Source organism: Streptomyces sp. NBC_01089 (assembly GCF_045162975.1).
Taxonomy (GTDB): domain Bacteria; phylum Actinomycetota; class Actinomycetes; order Streptomycetales; family Streptomycetaceae; genus Streptomyces.
The window spans coordinates 3,990,554-4,007,999 of the sequence record NZ_CP108660.1 but is presented as its reverse complement, the minus strand read 5'-3'; the positions used below and the strand labels follow the sequence as shown (position 1 = coordinate 4,007,999).

Sequence of the window (17,446 nt, the reverse complement as noted above, 5' to 3'; positions counted from 1 at the left end):
GCGCTCTAGTCGTGCGCCGCCAGCAGGTGGTCCAGGCGGGCGTCGGGGAACGCCCGCTGGAAGGAGTTGGCCTGCCACTTGTCGGGGAAGAGCGCCAGCACCTCCTTGTCGCGGACCCGGGTCAGCGCCTCGCCCTGGACCAGCCGCGCGCTGTTCAGCGCGTCGCCGCCCGCCGCGTCCGTGGACCTCGCCAGGTGGTACGGCAGGAACTCAAGACGGACCGGCGAGGAGAACTCGCCCGCCATCCGGTGCGTCACCACGTCGAACTGCATCGGCCCCACCGCCGCGAGCACCGGCGACTGGTCCCCGCGCCGGTCCGAGACCAGCACCTGGACCACGCCCTCCTCGTCGAGCTGGGCGATCCCGCGCCGGAACTGCTTGGAGCGGCTGATGTCGGCCGGCCGTACGGCGGCGAAGTGCTCGGGCGCGAAGGTCGGCATCGGCGGGAACATCGCGGGCGGCCCGTCGTACAGGGTGTCGCCCACCCGGAGCGCCGCCGCGTTGCCCAGGCCGACCACGTCACCCGGGTAGGCGGTGTCGACCATGGAGCGGTCCTGGCCGAAGATGCTGTGCGCGTACTTGGTGGCGAACGGCCGCCCGGTCGCGGCCCGGGTGACGGTCTCCCCGCGCTCGAAGACCCCCGAGCACACCCGCAGGAACGCGATGCGGTCCCGGTGCGAGGGGTCCATGTTCGCCTGCACCTTGAAGACGAGCCCGGAGAAGGGCGCGTCGACCGGGCGGGCGCCGCCGCCCTCCAGCTCGCGGGCGTGCGGCGCCGGGGCGATGTCGACGATCGCGTCGAGCAGCAGCCGTACACCGATGTTGGAGACCGCCGCACCGAAGAAGACCGGCGTCGACGTGGCGCCCAGGAAGGACTCCGGGTCGAACTCGGCGCCCTCGGCCTGCAGCAGCTGCAGCTCCTCGGTGGCCTGCTCCCAGCGGTCGCCCTCCTCGGTGGCCGCCTGCTCGGCCGAGATGATCTCCTCCTCGGCCTGGTGGGCGCCGCCGGGCGTACGGGTGTAGCGCAGCATCCGCTCGGGGGAGCGCGCGTCGATCAGGCCGCGCATCTCGCCGGCCTCGCCGACCGGCCAGGTCACCGGGGTGGGCCGGACCCGCAGCTCGCGCTCGATCTCGTCCAGCAGCTCCAGGGCCTCACGGCCCGGCCGGTCCCACTTGTTGACGAAGGTGATCACCGGGATACGGCGGTGCCGGCAGACGTCGAAGAGCTTGCGGGTCTGCTCCTCCAGGCCCTTGGCGGCGTCGATGAGCATCACCGCGCAGTCGACCGCAGCGAGCACCCGGTAGGTGTCCTCGGAGAAGTCCGCGTGGCCGGGGGTGTCGAGGAGGTTGAGCACATGGCCGCGGTGGTCGAACTGGAGCACCGCCGACGTCACGGAGATCCCGCGCGCCTTCTCCATCTCCATCCAGTCGGACGCGACCGCGCGCCGCCCCGACTTCCCGTGCACGGCGCCCGCCTCGGTGATGGCGTGCGCGTGCAGGGCCAGGGCCTCGGTGATCGTCGACTTTCCCGCGTCGGGGTGGCTGATGACCGCGAAGGTCCGCCGCCTGGCCGCCTCGGCCGCCGTCCCGCTCACACCAGCTCCGCCGGGGGCGTCCCCTTTGCCCGCGGAAGTCCCGTACGTCTGCACCCTCGCCACCAGTCCCTCGTCCGTCCGAACCACCAGTGTGCGGCAAGGCGCCACCCGGCCGGGACCGGCGTCCGGCGCGGGACGGTCCGCGCCGCCCGCTGTGGGACCCTCCAGGGGGCGGGGGCGCCGGGGGAAGTACCAGGGACAAGGACAGCGGATGAGTGCACGTTTCCAGGAAATCGACTGGCGGCCCACGCCGATGGGCGAGATCAGTCTGCGGCGCCGGCGCGACCCGGCGTCAGGGGACGACGTGTACGAGGTGAAGCTCGGGGACGAGTTCCTGATGTCGAGCCTCTTCACCCTGGGTGAGACCGAACTCACCCGGCTCGGCCTCGCGGAGCTGCCGGACGCCCCGCTGGACGTCGCCGTGGGCGGCCTCGGCCTCGGGTACACGGCGCGGGCGGCGCTGGACGACCGGCGGGTGGCCTCACTGATGGTGGTCGACGCCCTGGGCGAGGTCATCGACTGGCACCGGCGCGGCCTCGTCCCGCTGGGCGCGGGGCTGGCGGCCGACGACCGCTGCCGGCTGGTCCACGGCGACTTCTTCGCCCTGGCCACCGGCCCGGGCGGCCTGGACCCCGAGGAGCCGGGGCGCCGTTTCCACGCGATCCTGCTGGACGTCGACCACTCACCGCGCCATGTCCTGCACCCGAGCCACGCCGCGCTCTACCGCCCGGCGGGGCTGCGCGCCCTCGCCGGACTGCTGCACCCGGGCGGGGCCTTCGCGCTGTGGTCGAACGACCCGCCGGACGCGGAGTTCGGGGCGGTACTCGCGGAGGTCTTCCCGCACACGCGGGCGCACGTGGTCACCTTCGGGAACCCGCTCCAGGGGGGAACGTCGACCAACACGGTCTATGTGGCCCGCAGGGGGACGGACAGCTCTTGAGGGCTGTCACCCCGGCGGGGCTCATTCACCCGGCAGGGCTCACTCACCCGGCAGGGCTCACTCACCCGGCAGGGCTCACTCACCCGGCAGGGGCAGGCTTGTTCTTCACGAGGCTGACGTCCTGGACGAACAGCTGGAACAGCAGCTGGCTGGGGCCGGCTTCCCGGCCGTTCTTGTTCTTGGCGCCCTGGGCGACCGCCAGGCTGTACGGCTCGTTCTTCTCCGCCTTCATCCCGACGTAGCCGGGCAGCGTGCCTTCGTTGCCCGTCGCGGCCTGGTGCTCGCCGCCCATCGCCTTGCGGATCAGGTCGGTCTTGTGGCCCGGTCCGAGCGCCATGTGGTCCGAGGTGAAGAGGAGTTCGTGCGCGCCCGGCTTCAGCGTGAACTTCAGCTGGACCTGATAGCTGTCGCCCGCCAAGCCGAGGTAGTAGTCCGCCTGTTCCTGGTCGCCCAGGTGAGCGCCGATCGTCATGCCTGTGTGCTGGGTCTTGAACCCCTTGGCCGTGCCGCCCCCCTGCTCCACATAGGCCAGGGCGGCAAGCTGTGCGTCACTGCCCCAGTAGCTCAGGATGCCCGCCGCCTCGGCGTGACTCATGGACCGGAACAGCTCCAGGCTGCCCGAGCCCGGCGGCTTGGCCGCCAGGTCACGCAGCAGTGCCAGCCCGACGGTCTTGATGATCTCGTCCATGGTGCGTGTCGTGCCCTTGGCGGCCTTCTTCTGGTTCTTCTGGTTCTTCTTGCCGGGGGCCCTGAGGCGGCCTGTCTCCTCGGCCATCTCCCGTGAGGACGTACCGTCGGCGCCGCGCAGCCCTGCCTCGCGTTCCCAGTGCTCTGTGGTCATGACGTTCTGCGGGTTGGCCGGGTCGGCGTGGTCGTAGGCCCGCTGCACGAAGGGACCGGCCGGCCGGTGGGAAGGCGCCGTCCGGCGTTGCACGTCCTCGTCGGCCCGGGGGCCGGCCGCCATGACCCGGGCGGCCGTGGCCTCGGCCTCGCGCTCGAAGCGGTCGGACGGGTCGGAGACCTTCAGCCCGTCGCCGTTGTCGGTGCCGACGACCGGTCCCTGGCGCTGCTGGATGACATGCGTGAGTTCATGGGCCAGGGTGTGCTGGTCCCCGCCCCCGTCCCCGATGACGATGTGGTTGCTGCTGGTGTAGGCGCGGGCGCCGACCTCGGCCGCGGAGGCCCTGGCCGCCGAGTCGTTGTGGATGCGGACGTCGGAGAAGTCCGCGCCCAGTCGCGCCTCCATGTCGGTACGGGTGGTGTCGTCCAGCGGCCTGCCGGATGTCCGCAGCACGTCGTGGACGGCGGAGCGCTGCACCTCGGGCCGGCGCGTCTCTGCCCGCTGGGCCGGCTCGGCCTGCTGGTGGCCGCATCCGGCGCTGTGCTCGTGCTCCTCCTGGGCCCACGGGTGGCCGTTGCGGCGGAGCAGCTGGATGACAGCGGCGTTGCCGGCACCGGCCTGCACGCCGAGCAGCCCGCGCAGCTGCGCGGAGGCAGCGGATGCGGGTTCGCCGGCCGGGGCACGGCCGGTGCCGGCCCCGGTGCGTCCGGCGTTCTCGTGCCCGTGCATGGGATCTCTCTTCCGGCGGGAGACGGTCAACCTCTCCTGTATACGCGGCGGGGAGCCGCTGACGCCAGGTACGGACGGGCAGCATCGGCCGCCGGACCGGCCCGTCCTGCGGGGCCTCCCGGCCACGGACGGCGACGCGTCCAGCAGACTGGTCCCGCAGCCGCACACCGAACCACCAGGCACCGGGGGCCACATGACGGAACAGACCGACGCGACGCACCGGTCCGGGGACTCCCGGCCCTTCCTGTACGTGGTGGTCTGCGCGTCCGGAATCGCGGGCGGTGTGGGCGAGCTGATCACCGCCGCGCAGCAGGCCCGGTGGGACGTCGGCGTCGTCGCCACCCCGCAGGGGCTCGGCTTCATCGACGCGGAAGCGGTGGTGGCACAGACCGGCTACCCGATCAGATCTGCCTGGCGTGCCCCGGGCGACCCGCGCCCGCTGCCGCCCGCGGACGCCATCGCGGTGGCGCCCGCCACGTTCAACACGATCAACAAATGGGCGGCCGGTATCTCCGACACCCTGGCGCTCGGCATCCTCTGCGAGGCGTACGGCGCGGGCATCCGCACCGCCGTACTGCCCTGTCTGAACGCGGCCCAGGCCGCCCACCCCGCGTACCGCAGGAGCGTGGACACGCTGCGTGGCATGGGCGTCCTGTTCAGCGCGTACGACCCGGGCCGGCCCGGCGCGCCGCACCCCGCCGCCGGGTTCCGCTGGGCCGAGGCCCTGGAGCTGCTCGGCGGACCCTGAGCGTCCGCCGGTTCAGCGGCGGGACATGTACAGGTCGAGGGCCTTGTGCAGGAAGCGGTTGAGGGGGAAGTCCCACTCGCCCAGGTACTCGACGGCGTGGCCGCCGGTGCCGACCTTGAAGCGGAGCAGGCCCAGGAGGTGGTTGCTCTCGTCCAGGGTGTCGGTGATGCCCCGCAGGTCGTAGACGCCCGCGCCGAGCGCGTGGGCGTCGGACATCATGCGCCACTGGATGGCGTTGTTCGGCTGGACCTCGCGCTTTCTGCCGGTGGAGGCGCCGTAGGAGTACCAGACGTGCTCGCCGACCGTCAGCATGGTGGCCGCCGCGAGGACGTCACCCTCGTGGTGGGCGAGATAGAGCCGCATACGGTCGGGGTCCTCGGCCGTCAGTACGGTCCACATCCGCTGGAAGTAGGAGAGCGGGCGGGCGATGAACCGGTCACGCTCGGCCGTCTCGGCGTACAGGTCGTAGAAGGCGGACAGGTCTCCGTACTCGCCCCGTACGACGGTGACCCCGGCCTTCTCGGCCTTCTTGATGTTGCGCCGCCACTGCTGGTTGAAGCCCTGCTGCACCTCGTCGAGCGAGCGCCCCGCGAAGGGCACCTGGAACACATAGCGCGGCTGGCCCGCCGCGAAGCCGTCATCGCCGCCCGGTTCGGTCTGCTGCCAGCCCATCCGGCGCAGCCGGTCGGCGACATCGGTCGCCCGGGGGTCGTGCCAGGTCGCCTCCGTGTCCCGCAGCCGTCCGGCCGCAGGATCGGCGATCGCGGCCTTGACCGCGTCGGTGTCCCAGCTCCTGGCGACCACGGGCGGCCCCATCTTCACCGAGAACGCCCCCTGCCTCTTCAGATGGGCCAGCATCGGTTCGAGCCACCGCTCCAGGTCGGCGGCGTGCCAGTCGATGACGGGGCCCTCGGGCAGATAGGCGAGACAGCGCCGGAGCCTGGGCAGGGGTCTGGACAGGACGAGCCCCGCCCCGACGAGCCGGTCGTCCGTGTCGTACCAGCCCAGGCTCTCCGCCCGCCAGTCCGGTTTCACGTCGCCCCACGACGGGACCTGCATATGGCTCGCCGAAGGCCGGGTCCTGATGAAGGCCAGGTGTTCTTCGCGGGTGATGCCCTTCAGCCGAAGGCTCATGCGCAACGCTCCTCTGCCCGGGACGCCCCTCCCGAGGCGTACGGCCCGTCAAGTCTCTCCGTACGCACCATGTCAAGACCGCATCTCTCTGTCCCGGGGCGCCACGCCGCATTACCGAGTCCGGGGCAACGCCGCCCGGCACCCGGCCGGTCGGGTCAGGCTCCGGGGCCCGTGCCCGGTACGGCGGCGGCTTCCGTCGTACGGCCACTACCGCCGGTATCGCCGTTACCGCCACTACCGCCACTACCGCCGTTACCGCCGTCCGGTTCGGCGAGACGCCGGAAGAGCGGGTGGAGCAGGACCGCGGTGAGGGTGCCCGCCACCACGCCGCTGCCCAGGACCGTCCGGGCCCAGCCGGGGAAGCCCTGGTAGATGTCCGGGGCGACCACCGGCAGCAGTCCGGCGGTGAGGGCCAGGGCGATCACCGTGGAGTTGGCCGGCGCGCCGGGTGCGGTACGGGCCAGCATGTCGATGCCCATGACGGCGATGATCCCGTAGATCACCAGCGACGATCCCCCGACGACCGGCGCCGGTATCCCGGCCAGCATCCGGGAGAGGGGCGCGAGCAGACCCACCACGACGAGCAGGGCGCCCGCCCCCGCCGTGACGAAGCGGCTGCGGACCCCGGTCAGCCGGACGATCCCGATGTTCTCCGAACTGGTCACGAGCAGCGACGTACCGAACAGCCCGCCGAGGAGCGAGACCAGCGCATCGGTCCCGGCCACGCGCGGCACATCGCGTCCCGGGTCGGCGGTCCGGCCCACCGTCTCGCTGTTCAGGACGGTCTGGCCGGTGATCTCCGCCAGGGTGGTGAGGCTGAAGACCAGCAGCGGCAGCGCGGCAAGCACATCGAAGTGCGGTGCCCCGTACGGCAGGAGACGCGGGAGAGCCAGGCCACCGCCGCCGTCGCCCGGCGGTGTGAAGCGGCCGAGACCCGTCGTGACGGCGACGAGGGTTCCCGCGCCCATCCCGAACAGCACCGCCGTCTGCCGCCAGACCCCGCGGAGCAGCAGCAGGAGCAGCAGCGTGCAGCCGATGGTCGCGGCGGCCAGCAGCACAGCCGACGGCGCCGCGTACCCGGCGGTCCCCGCCTGACCGGTGATCAGCTGTGCGCCGACCTTGATCATGCCGACGCCGATCAGCAGCACGGCGACCCCCATGACCAGCGGGGGGAAGAGCCGCACGACCCGTGCGTAGAACGGCAGTACGGCGCAGAGCAGCGCCGCGGCCAGGACGACCGCACCGGTCGCGGTGGCCGGTCCGTGGTCCTTGGCTGTCTGGAGGAACAGTGCCGTAGCCGCCCCGCCCGGCAGCATCACGAACGGCAGCCTCACCCCGATCTTCCACACCCCGACCGACTGCAGCAGCGTGCCCGCGCCGCACAGCACGAGCACGGCGCTGAGCAGGGAAGCGGTCCGCCCGGGGCCGAGGCCGAGCGCCTGGCCGGTCAGGAACACCGTCGAGACGGGCGAGGCCACCATGACCAGCACGTGCTGCGCGGACAGCGGGGCCAGCCGGCGCAGCGGCAGCCGCTCGTCGACGGCGTGGACCTGCCGGGGCGCCGGATCCGCGGTGGTCACGGGGTGGCTCCCGCGTCCAGCCAGGGCAGCTCGGCGGCGGTGTAACGGTAGGCGCGGAAAACGGCGTTGGGCTCGGACGGGAACAGGCCGCGCACCTCGGACTCCCGGTATCCGCCGAAGTACGGGACGACGTACTCCCAGCACAGATATCCCTCGGGCGTCACCTCGAACAGCCGGCCCGCGGGAGAGTCCGTGACGAGTGTGTTGCCGCCCGCGAGGCGCTGCGCGCTGCCCATGAACGGCGCGAAGAACGACTCCCTGGCCGGGTCGTGGTACTCCCACACGATCTTCCCCGACGCCCGCTCGATCTCGATGACCCGGGTGTACGGGACGTCGGAGCCCGGCCGGAAGACCCCGTTGTCGAAGACGAGCAGATCGCCGTTGGCCAGCTCGGTCGGCGCGTGCTGCTGCGACACGGTGCCCGGCGCGGTCCGCCAGAGGATCTCGCCGGTCTCGCGGCTGATGACGACGACGGCCGAGACGCTGCGCAGGCTGGCCAGGATGTTGCCGTCGGCGAGCGGGGTGACGCTGTTGATCAGGGGCCAGTGCTCGCGCGCGTAGTCGGGGTGCAGCGGGTACTCCTCGCGGCCGAGGTGCTCGGCGGCCCGCCACGACCAGCGTGCGGAGCCGTCGGCGCCGACCTCTCTGATCGTGTCCGCCCAGACGGTGCCGTCGGCCTCCGACCCTGGCACGCCGCCCCGTACGGCGTCCGCGTCCGCGCCCCGCAGGGGTTCGAGCGCGGTGTAGAGGATGCCGCCGTCGCCCAGGTGGTGGGCGTCGTGGTGCTGGAGCGGGTCGCGGTACTCGCGCAGGACGGTGCCGTCCGGGGCGGCTTCGAGCAGCACACCGCCCCGGTACTTGTGCCACATGGGGAAGAGGGCCGGCTCGTCGGGGAGTACGCCGTTGTAGGCGAGGTTCCCGTTCGGGAGGACGCGCGCGTGCCGGCCGGGCCGGTAGGGCAGCTTCCACTCGTGCACGACCGTGCCGTGCAGATCGATCAGATACACCTCACCGGTGCCGGTGAGCGGGGCGAAGAGGGTGTAGCCGCCCTCGGACGCGTCGGGGTCGAGAGCGATCAGACCGGTGCCGCGGCGGCGGCGCGTGTTCTGGTCGACCGGTGACATGCGGCCCTCCTGATGAAAGTTTCTTTGATGTGGTCAATCTCCTTAAGAAGCTAGCGAGGGAGTGTTGCGGCACTGTGAAGGGCGTACGAAGCCCTCGGCGGCTTACGGGATGATGGGGAGCGGTACAGCGGACAGCGGAGGAGGGAACACGACGTGACAGCCGAATCGCCCGCCCTCCGGATCGGGCCCGGCATCCGCAGGCGGCGCAGGGACCTGGATCTCACCCTCGCCGATGTCGCCGCGCTCAGCGGCCTCTCGTCGCCTTTCCTCAGCCAGGTCGAGAACAACCGGGCCCGGCCCAGCATGCGTTCGCTGCAGCTCATCGCGGACGCGCTGGAGACCACGGCCGTACAGCTCCTGGCCGCCGCCGACTCCCCGCGCCGGGTCGATGTCGTACGCGCCGACGCCGACCCCGGCCTCGACGCGGCGGCGCGGGTGCGCCCGCTGGTCCGCGGTCACCAGCAGATGCACGCGCTGGAGTTCACCGGGGACCACGACGAGAGCCGCGAATTCGAGCACCGAAACGACGAGTTGATGTACGTCGCCGACGGCAGCGCCGAGGTCGAGGCAGAAGGCCGTACCTACCAACTGGGCCGGGGCGACACGCTGTTCCTCACCGGCGGGGTGCGCCACCGCTGGCGGGCGCGCGAGGAAGGCACCCGGGTGCTGCTGGTGGCCGTCGCCGACCATGTCGAGGTCATGTCGGCCGGGCCCGGCGGGTGAATCCGCGGGCCGTACGCCCACGGACGCCTTACGCCTCGCGGCCCACGGACGTGATGGACATGTCCGCGTAGCGGTCGCCCGCCACCTGGCCGGAGATCGGTTCGAGGAGCGCCAGTTCGTCGGCGGTCAGCACGATCCGGGTGGCCGCCGCGTTCTCCAGGAGGCGGCTGCGCTTGCGGGTGCCGGGGATCGGCACCACGGTCAGACCGTGCGTCACGGCCCGCTGCTGCACCCAGGCCAGCGCGATCTGCGCGGTGGTGGCGCCGTGTTCGGCCGCGATCCTGTGCAGGGGAGCCAGCAGCGCGGCGTTCGCCCTGGCGTTGTCGCCCGTGAAGCGCGGCAGCAACTGCCGGAAGTCGTCACCGGACAGCTCCTGGTCGGAGCCGGTGATGGTGCCGGTCAGCAGCCCCCTGCCGAGCGGTGAGTACGGCACGAACGCCACCCCCAGCTCGGCGGCGGCGCCCACCGCGCTGCGCTCGACGTCCCGGCTGAAGACCGACCACTCCGACTGCAGGGCGGTGATCGGGTGCACGGCGTGTGCCTCGCGCAGCTCGGCGCCCGTGACCTCGCTCAGGCCGAGGTGCTTGACCTTGCCCTCCCGCACCAGTTCGGCCAGGGCGCCGACGGACTCGGCGAACGGGACGGCGGGGTCGCGGCGGTGCATGTAGTAGAGGTCGATGACCTCGACGTCCAGACGGCGCAGGCTCGCCTCGACGGCCGTCCTGATGTACGCCGGGTCGTTGCGGATGGCCCGGTAGGACGGGTCGTCGGCGCGGTACTCGAAGGCGAACTTGGTGGCCAGGGTGATCTCGTCGCGGTGCGCGGCGACGAACGGCGCGAGGAACTCCTCGTTGGCACCGAGGCCGTACATGTCGGCGGTGTCGATGAGGGTGACGCCCGCTTCGACGGTGGCCTCCAGGGCGTCGCGGGCCGCCGCGGTGTCGGTCTCCCCGTAGGCGGCGCTGATGCCCATGGCACCGAAGCCCTGGACGCCGACGAGGGGGCCGCCGGTGCCCAGCTCGACCTTGCGGATCTGTTCGGTGGGGCTGACGGCGGTGGTGCCGGCGGTGGAGCTGCTCGTGGTGTCGCTCATGGTGGGTTCAGGCCCTTTCCGGCGTCCGGCGGGCGCCCTGACAGCAGTCGATCTTGGAGTCGATCTCGATGAGGGTGTCCTGCAGCTCCGCGATGCGCGCGACGACGTCGTGCCGGGTCTGCTCCAGGATCTCCCGTCGCTCGCCGTCGGCGGTGGCGCCCCGGCGGACCAGCTCCGCGTAACGGACCATGACCGCGACCGGCATTCCGGTCAGCCGCAGTCTGGCCACGCAGGAGAGCCACTCCAGGTCCGCGCCGCTGAAGACCCGCTGACCGCTGTGCGAGCGCTCCACCTCCGGCATCAGGCCGATCTGCTCGTACCACCGCAGCGTGTGGGCGCTGAGCCCGGTGAACGCCGCGACCTGGCTGATCGTGTAGCGGTCCTGGCGGCCGGGAAGCGGCTGGGCGGGAACGGGCGGGGTGTTTACGGGAGGACTCTCGGTCACCGTCATGCCGTAAGGCTAGAACCCTCAAGTGCACTCGAAGCAAGCAATTGATCGAGTACTCCGGTGTGCCTGTGGCGCGGCCCGCCCGGCCGGGCCGCGGGCGCGGCCCCCCGCCCCGGCCCGCCCCGCGTACGGTCAGGCGCCGCTGTGGCGGAGCATGTCCTCGCGCTCGACGACCTTCACCCGCTCGCGGCCCTCCGCGGTGCCCAGGCTCCGCTCATGGCTGTCGAGCCGGTACCAGCCGTCCCACGTCGTGTACCGGACACCGCGCTCCTTGAGGAAGCCGGTCACGGCATCCGGATCCGGCAGCGTGGCGCCGGGCAGCCGCCCGGCGGCGTGGTCGTCGAGGAGGCAGGCCACGGTCTCGTTGGCGTCGCCCTTGGTGTGGCCGATGAGACCGATGGGGCCGCGCTTGATCCAGCCCGTGACGTAGACGGCGGTCTGGTGGCTGCTGTCGGCGGCCAGCACGCGCCCGGCCTCGTGCGGGACGGTGCCCGAGGTCACGTCGAAGGGCAGCTTGGGCAGCTCGTCCGAGCGGTAGCCGACCGCACGGTAGACGGCCTGGACGTCCCAGTCGGTGAAGCGGCCGGTGCCCCGGACGTTGCCGGTGCCGTCGAGCTCGGTGCGCTCGGTACGCAGCCCGGCCACGCGCCCGTCCTCGCCGATGATCTCCTGCGGGGACTCGAAGAAGTGCAGGAAGAGCTTGTGCGGCCGGTCGCCGGTGTCGCGGATGGCCCAGTTCTCCAGGGTGGAGGCGACCATGTTGGCCTGCTTGTCGCCCCGGCGGGTGGCGATCGAGCCCTCGTCGTAGTCGATGTCCTCGGGGTTGACCACGACCTCGATGTTCGGCGAGTGGTCGAGCTCGCGCAGCTCCATCGGGCTGAACTTCGCCTGCGCGGGCCCGCGCCGGCCGAAGACATGGACCTCGACGGCCTTGTTCCGCTGCAGCCCGGCGTGCACGTTCGGCGGGATCTCGGTGGGCAGCAGCTCGTCGGCGGTCTTGGCGAGGATCCGTGCGACGTCCAGGGCGACATTGCCGACGCCGAGGACGGCGACCTTCTCGGCCTCCAGCGGCCAGGTCCGCTCCACGTCCGGGTGGCCGTCGTACCAGGACACGAAGTCCGCGGCGCCGAACGAGCCCTCCAGCTCCATCCCCGGGATGTCCAGGGCGCGGTCCGCCATGGCGCCGGTCGAGAAGACGACGGCGTCGTAGAAGCGGTGCAGGTCGTCCAGGGTGACGTCGCTCGGGTAGTCCACATTGCCGAAGAGGCGTATCTGCGGCTTGTCCAGCACCTTGTGCAGAGCGGTGATGATGCCCTTGATCCGTGGGTGGTCGGGGGCGACCCCGTAACGGATCAGCCCGAACGGTGCGGGCATCCGCTCGAACAGGTCGATGGAGACACCCGGGGCCTGGGCGGCCTCGGACTTCAGCAGGGCGTCGGCGGCGTAGATGCCGGCCGGACCGGCACCGACGATCGCGACACGGATGGGACGAGACATACGGGACGTTCCTCCAGGCAACGCGGACAGACGGACCGACAGGCCCGCCGGACGGCGGCGGGCAACGGGCGGCGGCGGTCGAAGGGCCTGCGGCCCCCACAGTCATGACCCCCACGTCCGGTCCACCTGGGGATCCCCTGACGGGATCGATGCCACCCCTGCCGCCGGGAGCCGGACAGGCGTGTCACCCGAAAGCATATGGCACCAGGTGACAGAATCCCCTGGCTGCCCACGGTACGGACCGGGCCGCCGGTACGCCCGTCCCCGCCCAGGAGGAACCCCGTATGCTACCCAGCCCGGCCGTACGCACCGCGTCCGCCGGCCTGCGCGCCCGCAAGAAGCTCCGGACCCGCGACGCCCTCTGCCACGCGGCCCTCGACCTGTTCGGCTCCCGGGGCTTCGACCGCACCACGCTGGACGACATCGCGGCGGCGGCCGGGGTGTCCAAGCGCACACTGCTGCGCTACTTCACGGGCAAGGAGGACGTGCTGCTCGCGGTGTTCCGGGAGATGGCCGTACTCACCGTGCGCGAGCTGGACCGCAGGCCCCCGGACGAGTCCCCGTCGGCCGCCCTGCGCGAAGCCACCCGCCGGGCGCTGACCGAGGTGGCGGGGGCCTTTCCCGCGTACCGCTCCACGCCGGTCTGTCTCGCCGTACTGCACATCGTGGCGGTCACCCCGGGCCTGCTCGCCTCCCTGCACCACGTCCTGCTGAGCGAGCAGGACGCGCTCGCCGGGATCCTCGCCGCACGCGAGCACCTGGCGGACCCGGCCGACCCGCGGCCGCAGCTCCTGGTGTCGGTGCACGCCTGCGCCCTGACGGTCGCCGTCCGCACCTGGCGGTCCGGGGGCAGCCATGACCTCGACGCTCATGACCTCGACACTCTGCTGCACTGCGTCGACAGATGCCTGGACAACCTCGGCTCGGCGGTCGCGGGACCGTGGGCGGACGCGATGGCCGGGCGGGTGTGATGGTCGGGCGGAGGTGATGGCTGGACAGACCTGACGGCCGGGCGGACGTGATGGCCGGGCGGAGGTGACGGCCGGGCCGACCTGACGGCCGGGCCATGACGGAACGGTTCACCCGAATGGCCCCGCCCGCCTGGTGGCACGGGCCGTGCAAGCGGAGCGTACAGACCGACGCCGGTTCAGCCCGATGACCCGGCGAAGGAGGCTCTCATGGCTCAGCCCGCAGCCCCTTCCGGGGCCCCGACACCCCGCCCCACGCAGCCCGGCCGAGGCGACGGCAGCGCGTGGGCGACCGGTGGAACCCTGTTCGCCGGTGTGCTGCTGTTCGTGGACGGCGTCCTGGCGGTGCTCAACGGCGTCGTCGGCATCGCGAAGAACAACGTCTACACCCATGTCGGCCACTACAGCTACAAGTTCAACCTGACGGCCTGGGGCTGGATCCACCTGGCCATCGGCGTCCTGCTGATCCTCACCGGCCTCGGCATCCTCAAGGGCGCCCCGTGGGCCCGCTGGCTCGGCGTCGTCATGGCCGGTCTCAGCATCATCGCGAACTTCATGTGGCTGCCGTACCAGCCCATCTGGGCGTTCATCGCCATCGCGATCGGCGTCTTCGTGATCTGGTCCCTCCTCACGGACCACTCCAGGGCGCCGCTGCGGTGAGCCGTGGACAGCTCAGCGGCTCAGCCGGAAAGCCCCGGGCCACCGGCCCGGGGCTTTCCCGTGGTCTGCCGGGTGCGGGGGCCTACCGTCCGGTCCTGTCGTGGACGCGGACGACACCGCCGTAGGTGGAGATGTAGGCGGATCCGTCGGGGCCGAGGGTGATGGGGGACCAGTTGTTGTTGTACGCGTCACCGGTCCCGGTCAGGGTGCGGAAACGGGTCTTGCCGGTGCGCCAGTCGATGGCGCTGAGGTACCAGGCGTCGGTTCCCTTGCTGTCGGACGGCTTGGAGTAGGCGTAAAGCAGGCCGTTGGAGCGGGACAGTTTGGTGACGACGGTGGGGGACTGTTCCGGGCTGGTCCAGGCGACCTTGCAGCCGGTGCCCGCCTTGTTGACCTCGATCTTGGTGATGCCGCCCGGGGTGCTCCTGCCGCCCTGGGTGTTCTGGACGGACGCGTAGCCGTAGTCGTTCTCCACCGAGAAGCCGTTGCCCCAGGCGGTCAGCGAATTCTCGGTGGCACCGGCGCCGGGCCGGAAGACGGGGACGGAGCAGACCAGGCGGCTGTCCTTGACGTGGTTGCCGCGCTTGTAGACCAGGACGTGCATGCGGGGGTCGGCGTTGTCGGTGATGCCGACGTAGCCGTTGCCCAGCAGCGCGGGGGTGGCGCCGGTGCCCTGGTTGATCTGGCCGGGCTTGGTGCGCGTGCCGCGGTCGTACGTCTCGCGCCAGTCGGTGCGCGGGGTGCCGTCCGGCGCCGCGTGCATCTTGTAGAGGGCGTGGTCGGTGGCGATGAAGGCGCCGTCCGGGCCGGTGGAGAAAGAGTTCTCGATCTGCTCGCCCGGGAGGCCGGTCGTCCTGACCGCGCCGGTGTCCGGGTCGACCGTGCCGACGCGGCCGTGGTCGCTGACCCACCACATCAGGCCGTGGTAGTCCGCCTGGACCGCGGTGACCGGGTCGCACTCGCCCTTCGGGTCGGGGTCGGCGGCGGTGGCGCAGGAGTGCGGCAGGTACGGGCGCAGGTCCCAGCTGTCGGCCTGCTCGAACTCCCAGTGCCCGGAGCGGGTGCGATGTACGGTCAGCCGCTGGATGTGCTGGTCGGCGCCAGCGATGACGATCCGGTCCTGGTTGTCCAGGTAGTAGTAGGAGCCCGAGGTGTCGGAGAACATCAGGGCGGGGTTGTGGGTCGCGGCCGCCCGGTAGGTGGAGGGCCGCACCGGGAGCGGGTAGGAGGCCAGGTCCTTGAGGGTGGCGGGGTCCTCCAGCCGCAGGGTCGGGTGGTGCGAGGCGCCACCGCAGTTGAGGACCATCAGCCCGTTGCGCAGGAAGGTGGCCGTCGCGCACTGGGCCGGATCCTTGGGGTCGGTGACCTTGCTGGAGCTGTTCACCCCGGGGCTGTTTCCCAGGGGGCCGTTCTGGGGCTGGGTGTTGCTCGCGTAACTGTCGCCGTGCATGGCGCTTCGCCCGTCCTGCGCCATGAAGGGGTTGTGGATCTCGCTGCCCGGTACCGGGCGAGGGGTGGCGGCGTGGCCGGTGAAGCGTGGCACCTGACCCATGCCGGGGCCGGTCGGCAGCGGTACGGCCTGCGCGGGGGCGGCGACGGCCAGTGCCAGTGCGGCGGCCGCGAGAGAGGCGGCCGGTATCGCGGCGCGGCGCCACTTGGGGGTGGGGAACATCTGCGTGGTCCTTCCCTGGCGTTCTGACATTCGGTGATGAAGGCAGGAGCCTTATTAAGGTACGCGCCTTATTAAGGTAGGTGTCTTAGTATGGGTTCATGGCGAGAGGGAGCACCACACGCGAGGTCATGGCCGAAGTGGCGCTGCGGATGTTCGCCGAGCGGGGTATCGATGCCGTCTCGCTCAGGGAGATCACCACCGCGTCGGGCCAGCGCAACAAGTCGGCGGCCCAGTACCACTTCGGCACCAAGGAACAACTGGTCCGGGAGATCTTCGAACGGCACACAGGAGAGGTGAACGCCCACCGTCAGCGCCTGCTGGACGCCCTGCACGAGCGAGGGGACCGACCGGCCCTGGAGGAACTGGCCGACGTGCTCATCCGCCCGCTGGCCGAGACGGTCGACGGCGACAGCCACTACGCGCGCTTCCTCGCCCGGGTGTCCACACCTCCCTGGATCGGTGCTCTGGTGCACGCCGACCCCATGGCGACGCAGAGCGTGCAGACCGTCTTCACCGAGATCGCCCAGCTGCTGGACGGCCTCCCGGGCCCCGTGCTGCGCACCCGCCTCGCCCTGGCGATGATGCTCACGGTCCGCGCACTGGCCGCGTGCGAGCACACCGTGGCACCCGGCAGCCCGGACGACGCGCGGCGGGTGGCGCTGCTCGCCGCCCAACTCGTCGACACCACCGTCGGCATACTGCTCGCCCCCGTCTCCGGGGCCACCAGGGACCTCCTCCCCCACGCCGCGGAGCCGGTCACCGACGACAGCTGGCCCTGGCACCTGCTCATCGGCGCGGAAGCGGGCTTCTGACGGCGCTGCCCGTATATCGAGTTGTCCCGTATATCGCGTTGTGGGCCCAGGGGCGTCGGCATAGGGTCACCGGCATGTCTCTGCGTCTCCGTATGCGTCAAGCACTGCCGGAAGCGATGCGCGCCCGCGACAAGGCCGCGGTGAGCGCCCTGCGCTCCACGCTCGCCGCGCTGGACAACGCCGAGGCGGTGCCGGTGGGCGAGGCCGGGCTGCGGGGCCTTGCACTGGAGCAGTCGCCGGTCGGGGTCGGCGTGACCGAAGCGGCACGGCGTGAGCTGAGTGAGAGCGACGCGGTGCAGATCGTGCGCGCCGAGGCCGCCGAACGGCTGGACGCCGCAGCGCAGTTGACGTCACCCGCACACGCCGACCGGGCCGCGCGGCTGCGCGCGGAGGCGGCCGTGCTGCTGGGCTTCATCGACGGTCCCGGCACCGCGTAGGGCTCACCGCAGCTCGTGTGGACTGCGCGCCGGAGTGCTAGGCGCTCTCGTCGGAATCTTCCTGCCGGTAGATGGCCCATGTCTTGGGGGTTTCCGAGACCCAGACAGCCACGAGTTCGGGGTACTTTTCGACCCACTCGCTGTAGATCCACAGGGCGAGATGCTCGGCGGACGGGGAGATGTCCATGACGTCGTTGAGATGGCGGTGGTCGACGGTGTCGTCCATCCACTTCTTGAACCCATCCAGGTCGCCGTAGTCGCGGACGAAGCCGGCCTCGGTCAGACCGGACGAAGGCGCGGAGAGTTCCATGATGACGACGTAGTTGTGGCCGTGCAGCCGTGCGCACTTGTGCCAGCTGGGGAGTCTGTCCAGAACGTGGCTGGCGGAGAAGTGGAACTCCTTGGTGATGGTCAGCTTCCCCGCCATGTGCAGCCTCAGCTCCGC

The 17,446-nt window shown here is 71.5% G+C and carries 17 protein-coding genes; 7 read left to right on the top strand and 10 right to left on the bottom strand.

Going from position 1 to position 17,446, the window contains the following annotated elements; genetic code table 11:
• Positions 1 to 5: 5 nt before the first annotated feature.
• Positions 6 to 1,595 carry a peptide chain release factor 3 gene (locus OG510_RS17710; RefSeq protein ID WP_164262476.1) on the bottom strand — a complete coding sequence of 530 codons (1,590 nt, stop codon included), beginning with the start codon at positions 1,593 to 1,595 and terminating at the stop codon, positions 6 to 8.
• A gap of 211 nt (positions 1,596 to 1,806) precedes the next feature.
• Here OG510_RS17710 and OG510_RS17705 point away from each other — a divergent pair, with 211 nt between their 5' ends.
• Complete coding sequence (locus OG510_RS17705) at positions 1,807 to 2,535, top strand: spermidine synthase (protein ID WP_406137954.1); 729 nt, start codon at positions 1,807 to 1,809, stop codon at positions 2,533 to 2,535.
• 79 nt (positions 2,536 to 2,614) lie between these two features.
• Here the strand turns inward: OG510_RS17705 and OG510_RS17700 are convergent, their stop codons facing one another.
• Positions 2,615 to 4,105: a DUF4157 domain-containing protein gene (locus OG510_RS17700; protein ID WP_406137952.1), complete on the bottom strand. Its 1,491-nt coding sequence runs from the start codon at positions 4,103 to 4,105 to the stop codon at positions 2,615 to 2,617.
• A gap of 193 nt (positions 4,106 to 4,298) precedes the next feature.
• On the opposite strand from OG510_RS17700, the gene OG510_RS17695 reads away from it, so the two are divergent.
• Positions 4,299 to 4,853: a flavoprotein gene (locus OG510_RS17695; RefSeq protein ID WP_406142433.1), complete on the top strand. Its 555-nt coding sequence runs from the start codon at positions 4,299 to 4,301 to the stop codon at positions 4,851 to 4,853.
• 12 nt (positions 4,854 to 4,865) lie between these two features.
• Here OG510_RS17695 and OG510_RS17690 read toward each other — a convergent pair whose 3' ends face one another.
• From OG510_RS17690 to OG510_RS17680, 3 genes are all read right to left on the bottom strand, one after another.
• Positions 4,866 to 5,987: a lipid II:glycine glycyltransferase FemX gene (locus tag OG510_RS17690; protein ID WP_406137951.1), complete on the bottom strand. Its 1,122-nt coding sequence runs from the start codon at positions 5,985 to 5,987 to the stop codon at positions 4,866 to 4,868.
• Positions 5,988 to 6,142: 155 nt separating this feature from the next.
• Positions 6,143 to 7,567: a uracil-xanthine permease family protein gene (locus OG510_RS17685; RefSeq protein ID WP_406137949.1), complete on the bottom strand. Its 1,425-nt coding sequence runs from the start codon at positions 7,565 to 7,567 to the stop codon at positions 6,143 to 6,145.
• Positions 7,564 to 8,691: an aryl-sulfate sulfotransferase gene (locus OG510_RS17680; protein ID WP_406137948.1), complete on the bottom strand. Its 1,128-nt coding sequence runs from the start codon at positions 8,689 to 8,691 to the stop codon at positions 7,564 to 7,566. Before OG510_RS17680 ends, OG510_RS17685 begins: the two co-directional genes overlap by 4 nt.
• A gap of 153 nt (positions 8,692 to 8,844) precedes the next feature.
• On the opposite strand from OG510_RS17680, the gene OG510_RS17675 reads away from it, so the two are divergent.
• Positions 8,845 to 9,414, top strand: coding sequence for a helix-turn-helix domain-containing protein (locus OG510_RS17675; RefSeq protein ID WP_406137946.1), 570 nt, complete (start codon positions 8,845 to 8,847; stop codon positions 9,412 to 9,414).
• 28 nt (positions 9,415 to 9,442) lie between these two features.
• On the opposite strand, the gene OG510_RS17670 is transcribed toward OG510_RS17675, so the two are convergent.
• The 3 genes from OG510_RS17670 to OG510_RS17660 all read right to left on the bottom strand — a co-directional run bounded on the left by OG510_RS17670 (position 9,443) and on the right by OG510_RS17660 (position 12,452).
• Positions 9,443 to 10,507: an aldo/keto reductase gene (locus tag OG510_RS17670; RefSeq protein WP_406137945.1), complete on the bottom strand. Its 1,065-nt coding sequence runs from the start codon at positions 10,505 to 10,507 to the stop codon at positions 9,443 to 9,445.
• Between the two features lie 7 nt (positions 10,508 to 10,514).
• Positions 10,515 to 10,958 carry a MerR family transcriptional regulator gene (locus tag OG510_RS17665; RefSeq protein WP_406137943.1) on the bottom strand — a complete coding sequence of 148 codons (444 nt, stop codon included), beginning with the start codon at positions 10,956 to 10,958 and terminating at the stop codon, positions 10,515 to 10,517.
• Positions 10,959 to 11,087: 129 nt separating this feature from the next.
• Complete coding sequence (locus OG510_RS17660; RefSeq protein WP_406137942.1) at positions 11,088 to 12,452, bottom strand: FAD-dependent oxidoreductase; 1,365 nt, start codon at positions 12,450 to 12,452, stop codon at positions 11,088 to 11,090.
• Positions 12,453 to 12,736: 284 nt separating this feature from the next.
• On the opposite strand from OG510_RS17660, the gene OG510_RS17655 reads away from it, so the two are divergent.
• Positions 12,737 to 13,423: a TetR/AcrR family transcriptional regulator gene (locus OG510_RS17655; protein WP_406137940.1), complete on the top strand. Its 687-nt coding sequence runs from the start codon at positions 12,737 to 12,739 to the stop codon at positions 13,421 to 13,423.
• 207 nt (positions 13,424 to 13,630) lie between these two features.
• Complete coding sequence (locus OG510_RS17650) at positions 13,631 to 14,080, top strand: hypothetical protein (protein ID WP_406137939.1); 450 nt, start codon at positions 13,631 to 13,633, stop codon at positions 14,078 to 14,080.
• 82 nt (positions 14,081 to 14,162) lie between these two features.
• Here OG510_RS17650 and OG510_RS17645 read toward each other — a convergent pair whose 3' ends face one another.
• Positions 14,163 to 15,752 carry a hypothetical protein gene (locus OG510_RS17645; RefSeq protein WP_406137937.1) on the bottom strand — a complete coding sequence of 530 codons (1,590 nt, stop codon included), beginning with the start codon at positions 15,750 to 15,752 and terminating at the stop codon, positions 14,163 to 14,165.
• A 98-nt stretch (positions 15,753 to 15,850) separates the two neighbouring features.
• Here OG510_RS17645 and OG510_RS17640 point away from each other — a divergent pair, with 98 nt between their 5' ends.
• On the top strand, positions 15,851 to 16,564 hold the full coding sequence (locus tag OG510_RS17640) for a TetR/AcrR family transcriptional regulator (protein ID WP_406137935.1): 714 nt from the start codon (positions 15,851 to 15,853) through the stop codon (positions 16,562 to 16,564).
• Between the two features lie 116 nt (positions 16,565 to 16,680).
• A complete protein-coding gene (locus tag OG510_RS17635) occupies positions 16,681 to 17,001 on the top strand; it encodes a hypothetical protein (protein ID WP_406142432.1) in 321 nt (106 codons plus the stop codon).
• A gap of 37 nt (positions 17,002 to 17,038) precedes the next feature.
• On the opposite strand, the gene OG510_RS17630 is transcribed toward OG510_RS17635, so the two are convergent.
• Positions 17,039 to 17,428, bottom strand: coding sequence for a 6-pyruvoyl trahydropterin synthase family protein (locus tag OG510_RS17630; RefSeq protein ID WP_406142431.1), 390 nt, complete (start codon positions 17,426 to 17,428; stop codon positions 17,039 to 17,041).
• Between the last annotated feature and the right edge of the window lie 18 nt (positions 17,429 to 17,446).

Bases quoted from the DNA above. Each gene is read 5' to 3' on its own strand.
- OG510_RS17645 (WP_406137937.1), bottom strand. From the start codon at position 15,752: ATGTTCCCCACCCCCAAGTGGCGCCGCGCCGCGATACCGGCCGCCTCT.
- OG510_RS17680 (WP_406137948.1), bottom strand. From the start codon at position 8,691: ATGTCACCGGTCGACCAGAACACGCGCCGCCGCCGCGGCACCGGTCTG.
- OG510_RS17650 (WP_406137939.1), top strand. From the start codon at position 13,631: ATGGCTCAGCCCGCAGCCCCTTCCGGGGCCCCGACACCCCGCCCCACG.
- OG510_RS17705 (WP_406137954.1), top strand. From the start codon at position 1,807: ATGAGTGCACGTTTCCAGGAAATCGACTGGCGGCCCACGCCGATGGGC.
- OG510_RS17660 (WP_406137942.1), bottom strand. From the start codon at position 12,452: ATGTCTCGTCCCATCCGTGTCGCGATCGTCGGTGCCGGTCCGGCCGGC.
- OG510_RS17630 (WP_406142431.1), bottom strand. From the start codon at position 17,428: ATGGCGGGGAAGCTGACCATCACCAAGGAGTTCCACTTCTCCGCCAGC.
- OG510_RS17640 (WP_406137935.1), top strand. From the start codon at position 15,851: ATGGCGAGAGGGAGCACCACACGCGAGGTCATGGCCGAAGTGGCGCTG.
- OG510_RS17655 (WP_406137940.1), top strand. From the start codon at position 12,737: ATGCTACCCAGCCCGGCCGTACGCACCGCGTCCGCCGGCCTGCGCGCC.
- OG510_RS17690 (WP_406137951.1), bottom strand. From the start codon at position 5,987: ATGAGCCTTCGGCTGAAGGGCATCACCCGCGAAGAACACCTGGCCTTC.
- OG510_RS17700 (WP_406137952.1), bottom strand. From the start codon at position 4,105: ATGCACGGGCACGAGAACGCCGGACGCACCGGGGCCGGCACCGGCCGT.
- OG510_RS17665 (WP_406137943.1), bottom strand. From the start codon at position 10,958: ATGACGGTGACCGAGAGTCCTCCCGTAAACACCCCGCCCGTTCCCGCC.
- OG510_RS17670 (WP_406137945.1), bottom strand. From the start codon at position 10,507: ATGAGCGACACCACGAGCAGCTCCACCGCCGGCACCACCGCCGTCAGC.
- OG510_RS17695 (WP_406142433.1), top strand. From the start codon at position 4,299: ATGACGGAACAGACCGACGCGACGCACCGGTCCGGGGACTCCCGGCCC.
- OG510_RS17635 (WP_406142432.1), top strand. From the start codon at position 16,681: ATGCGCGCCCGCGACAAGGCCGCGGTGAGCGCCCTGCGCTCCACGCTC.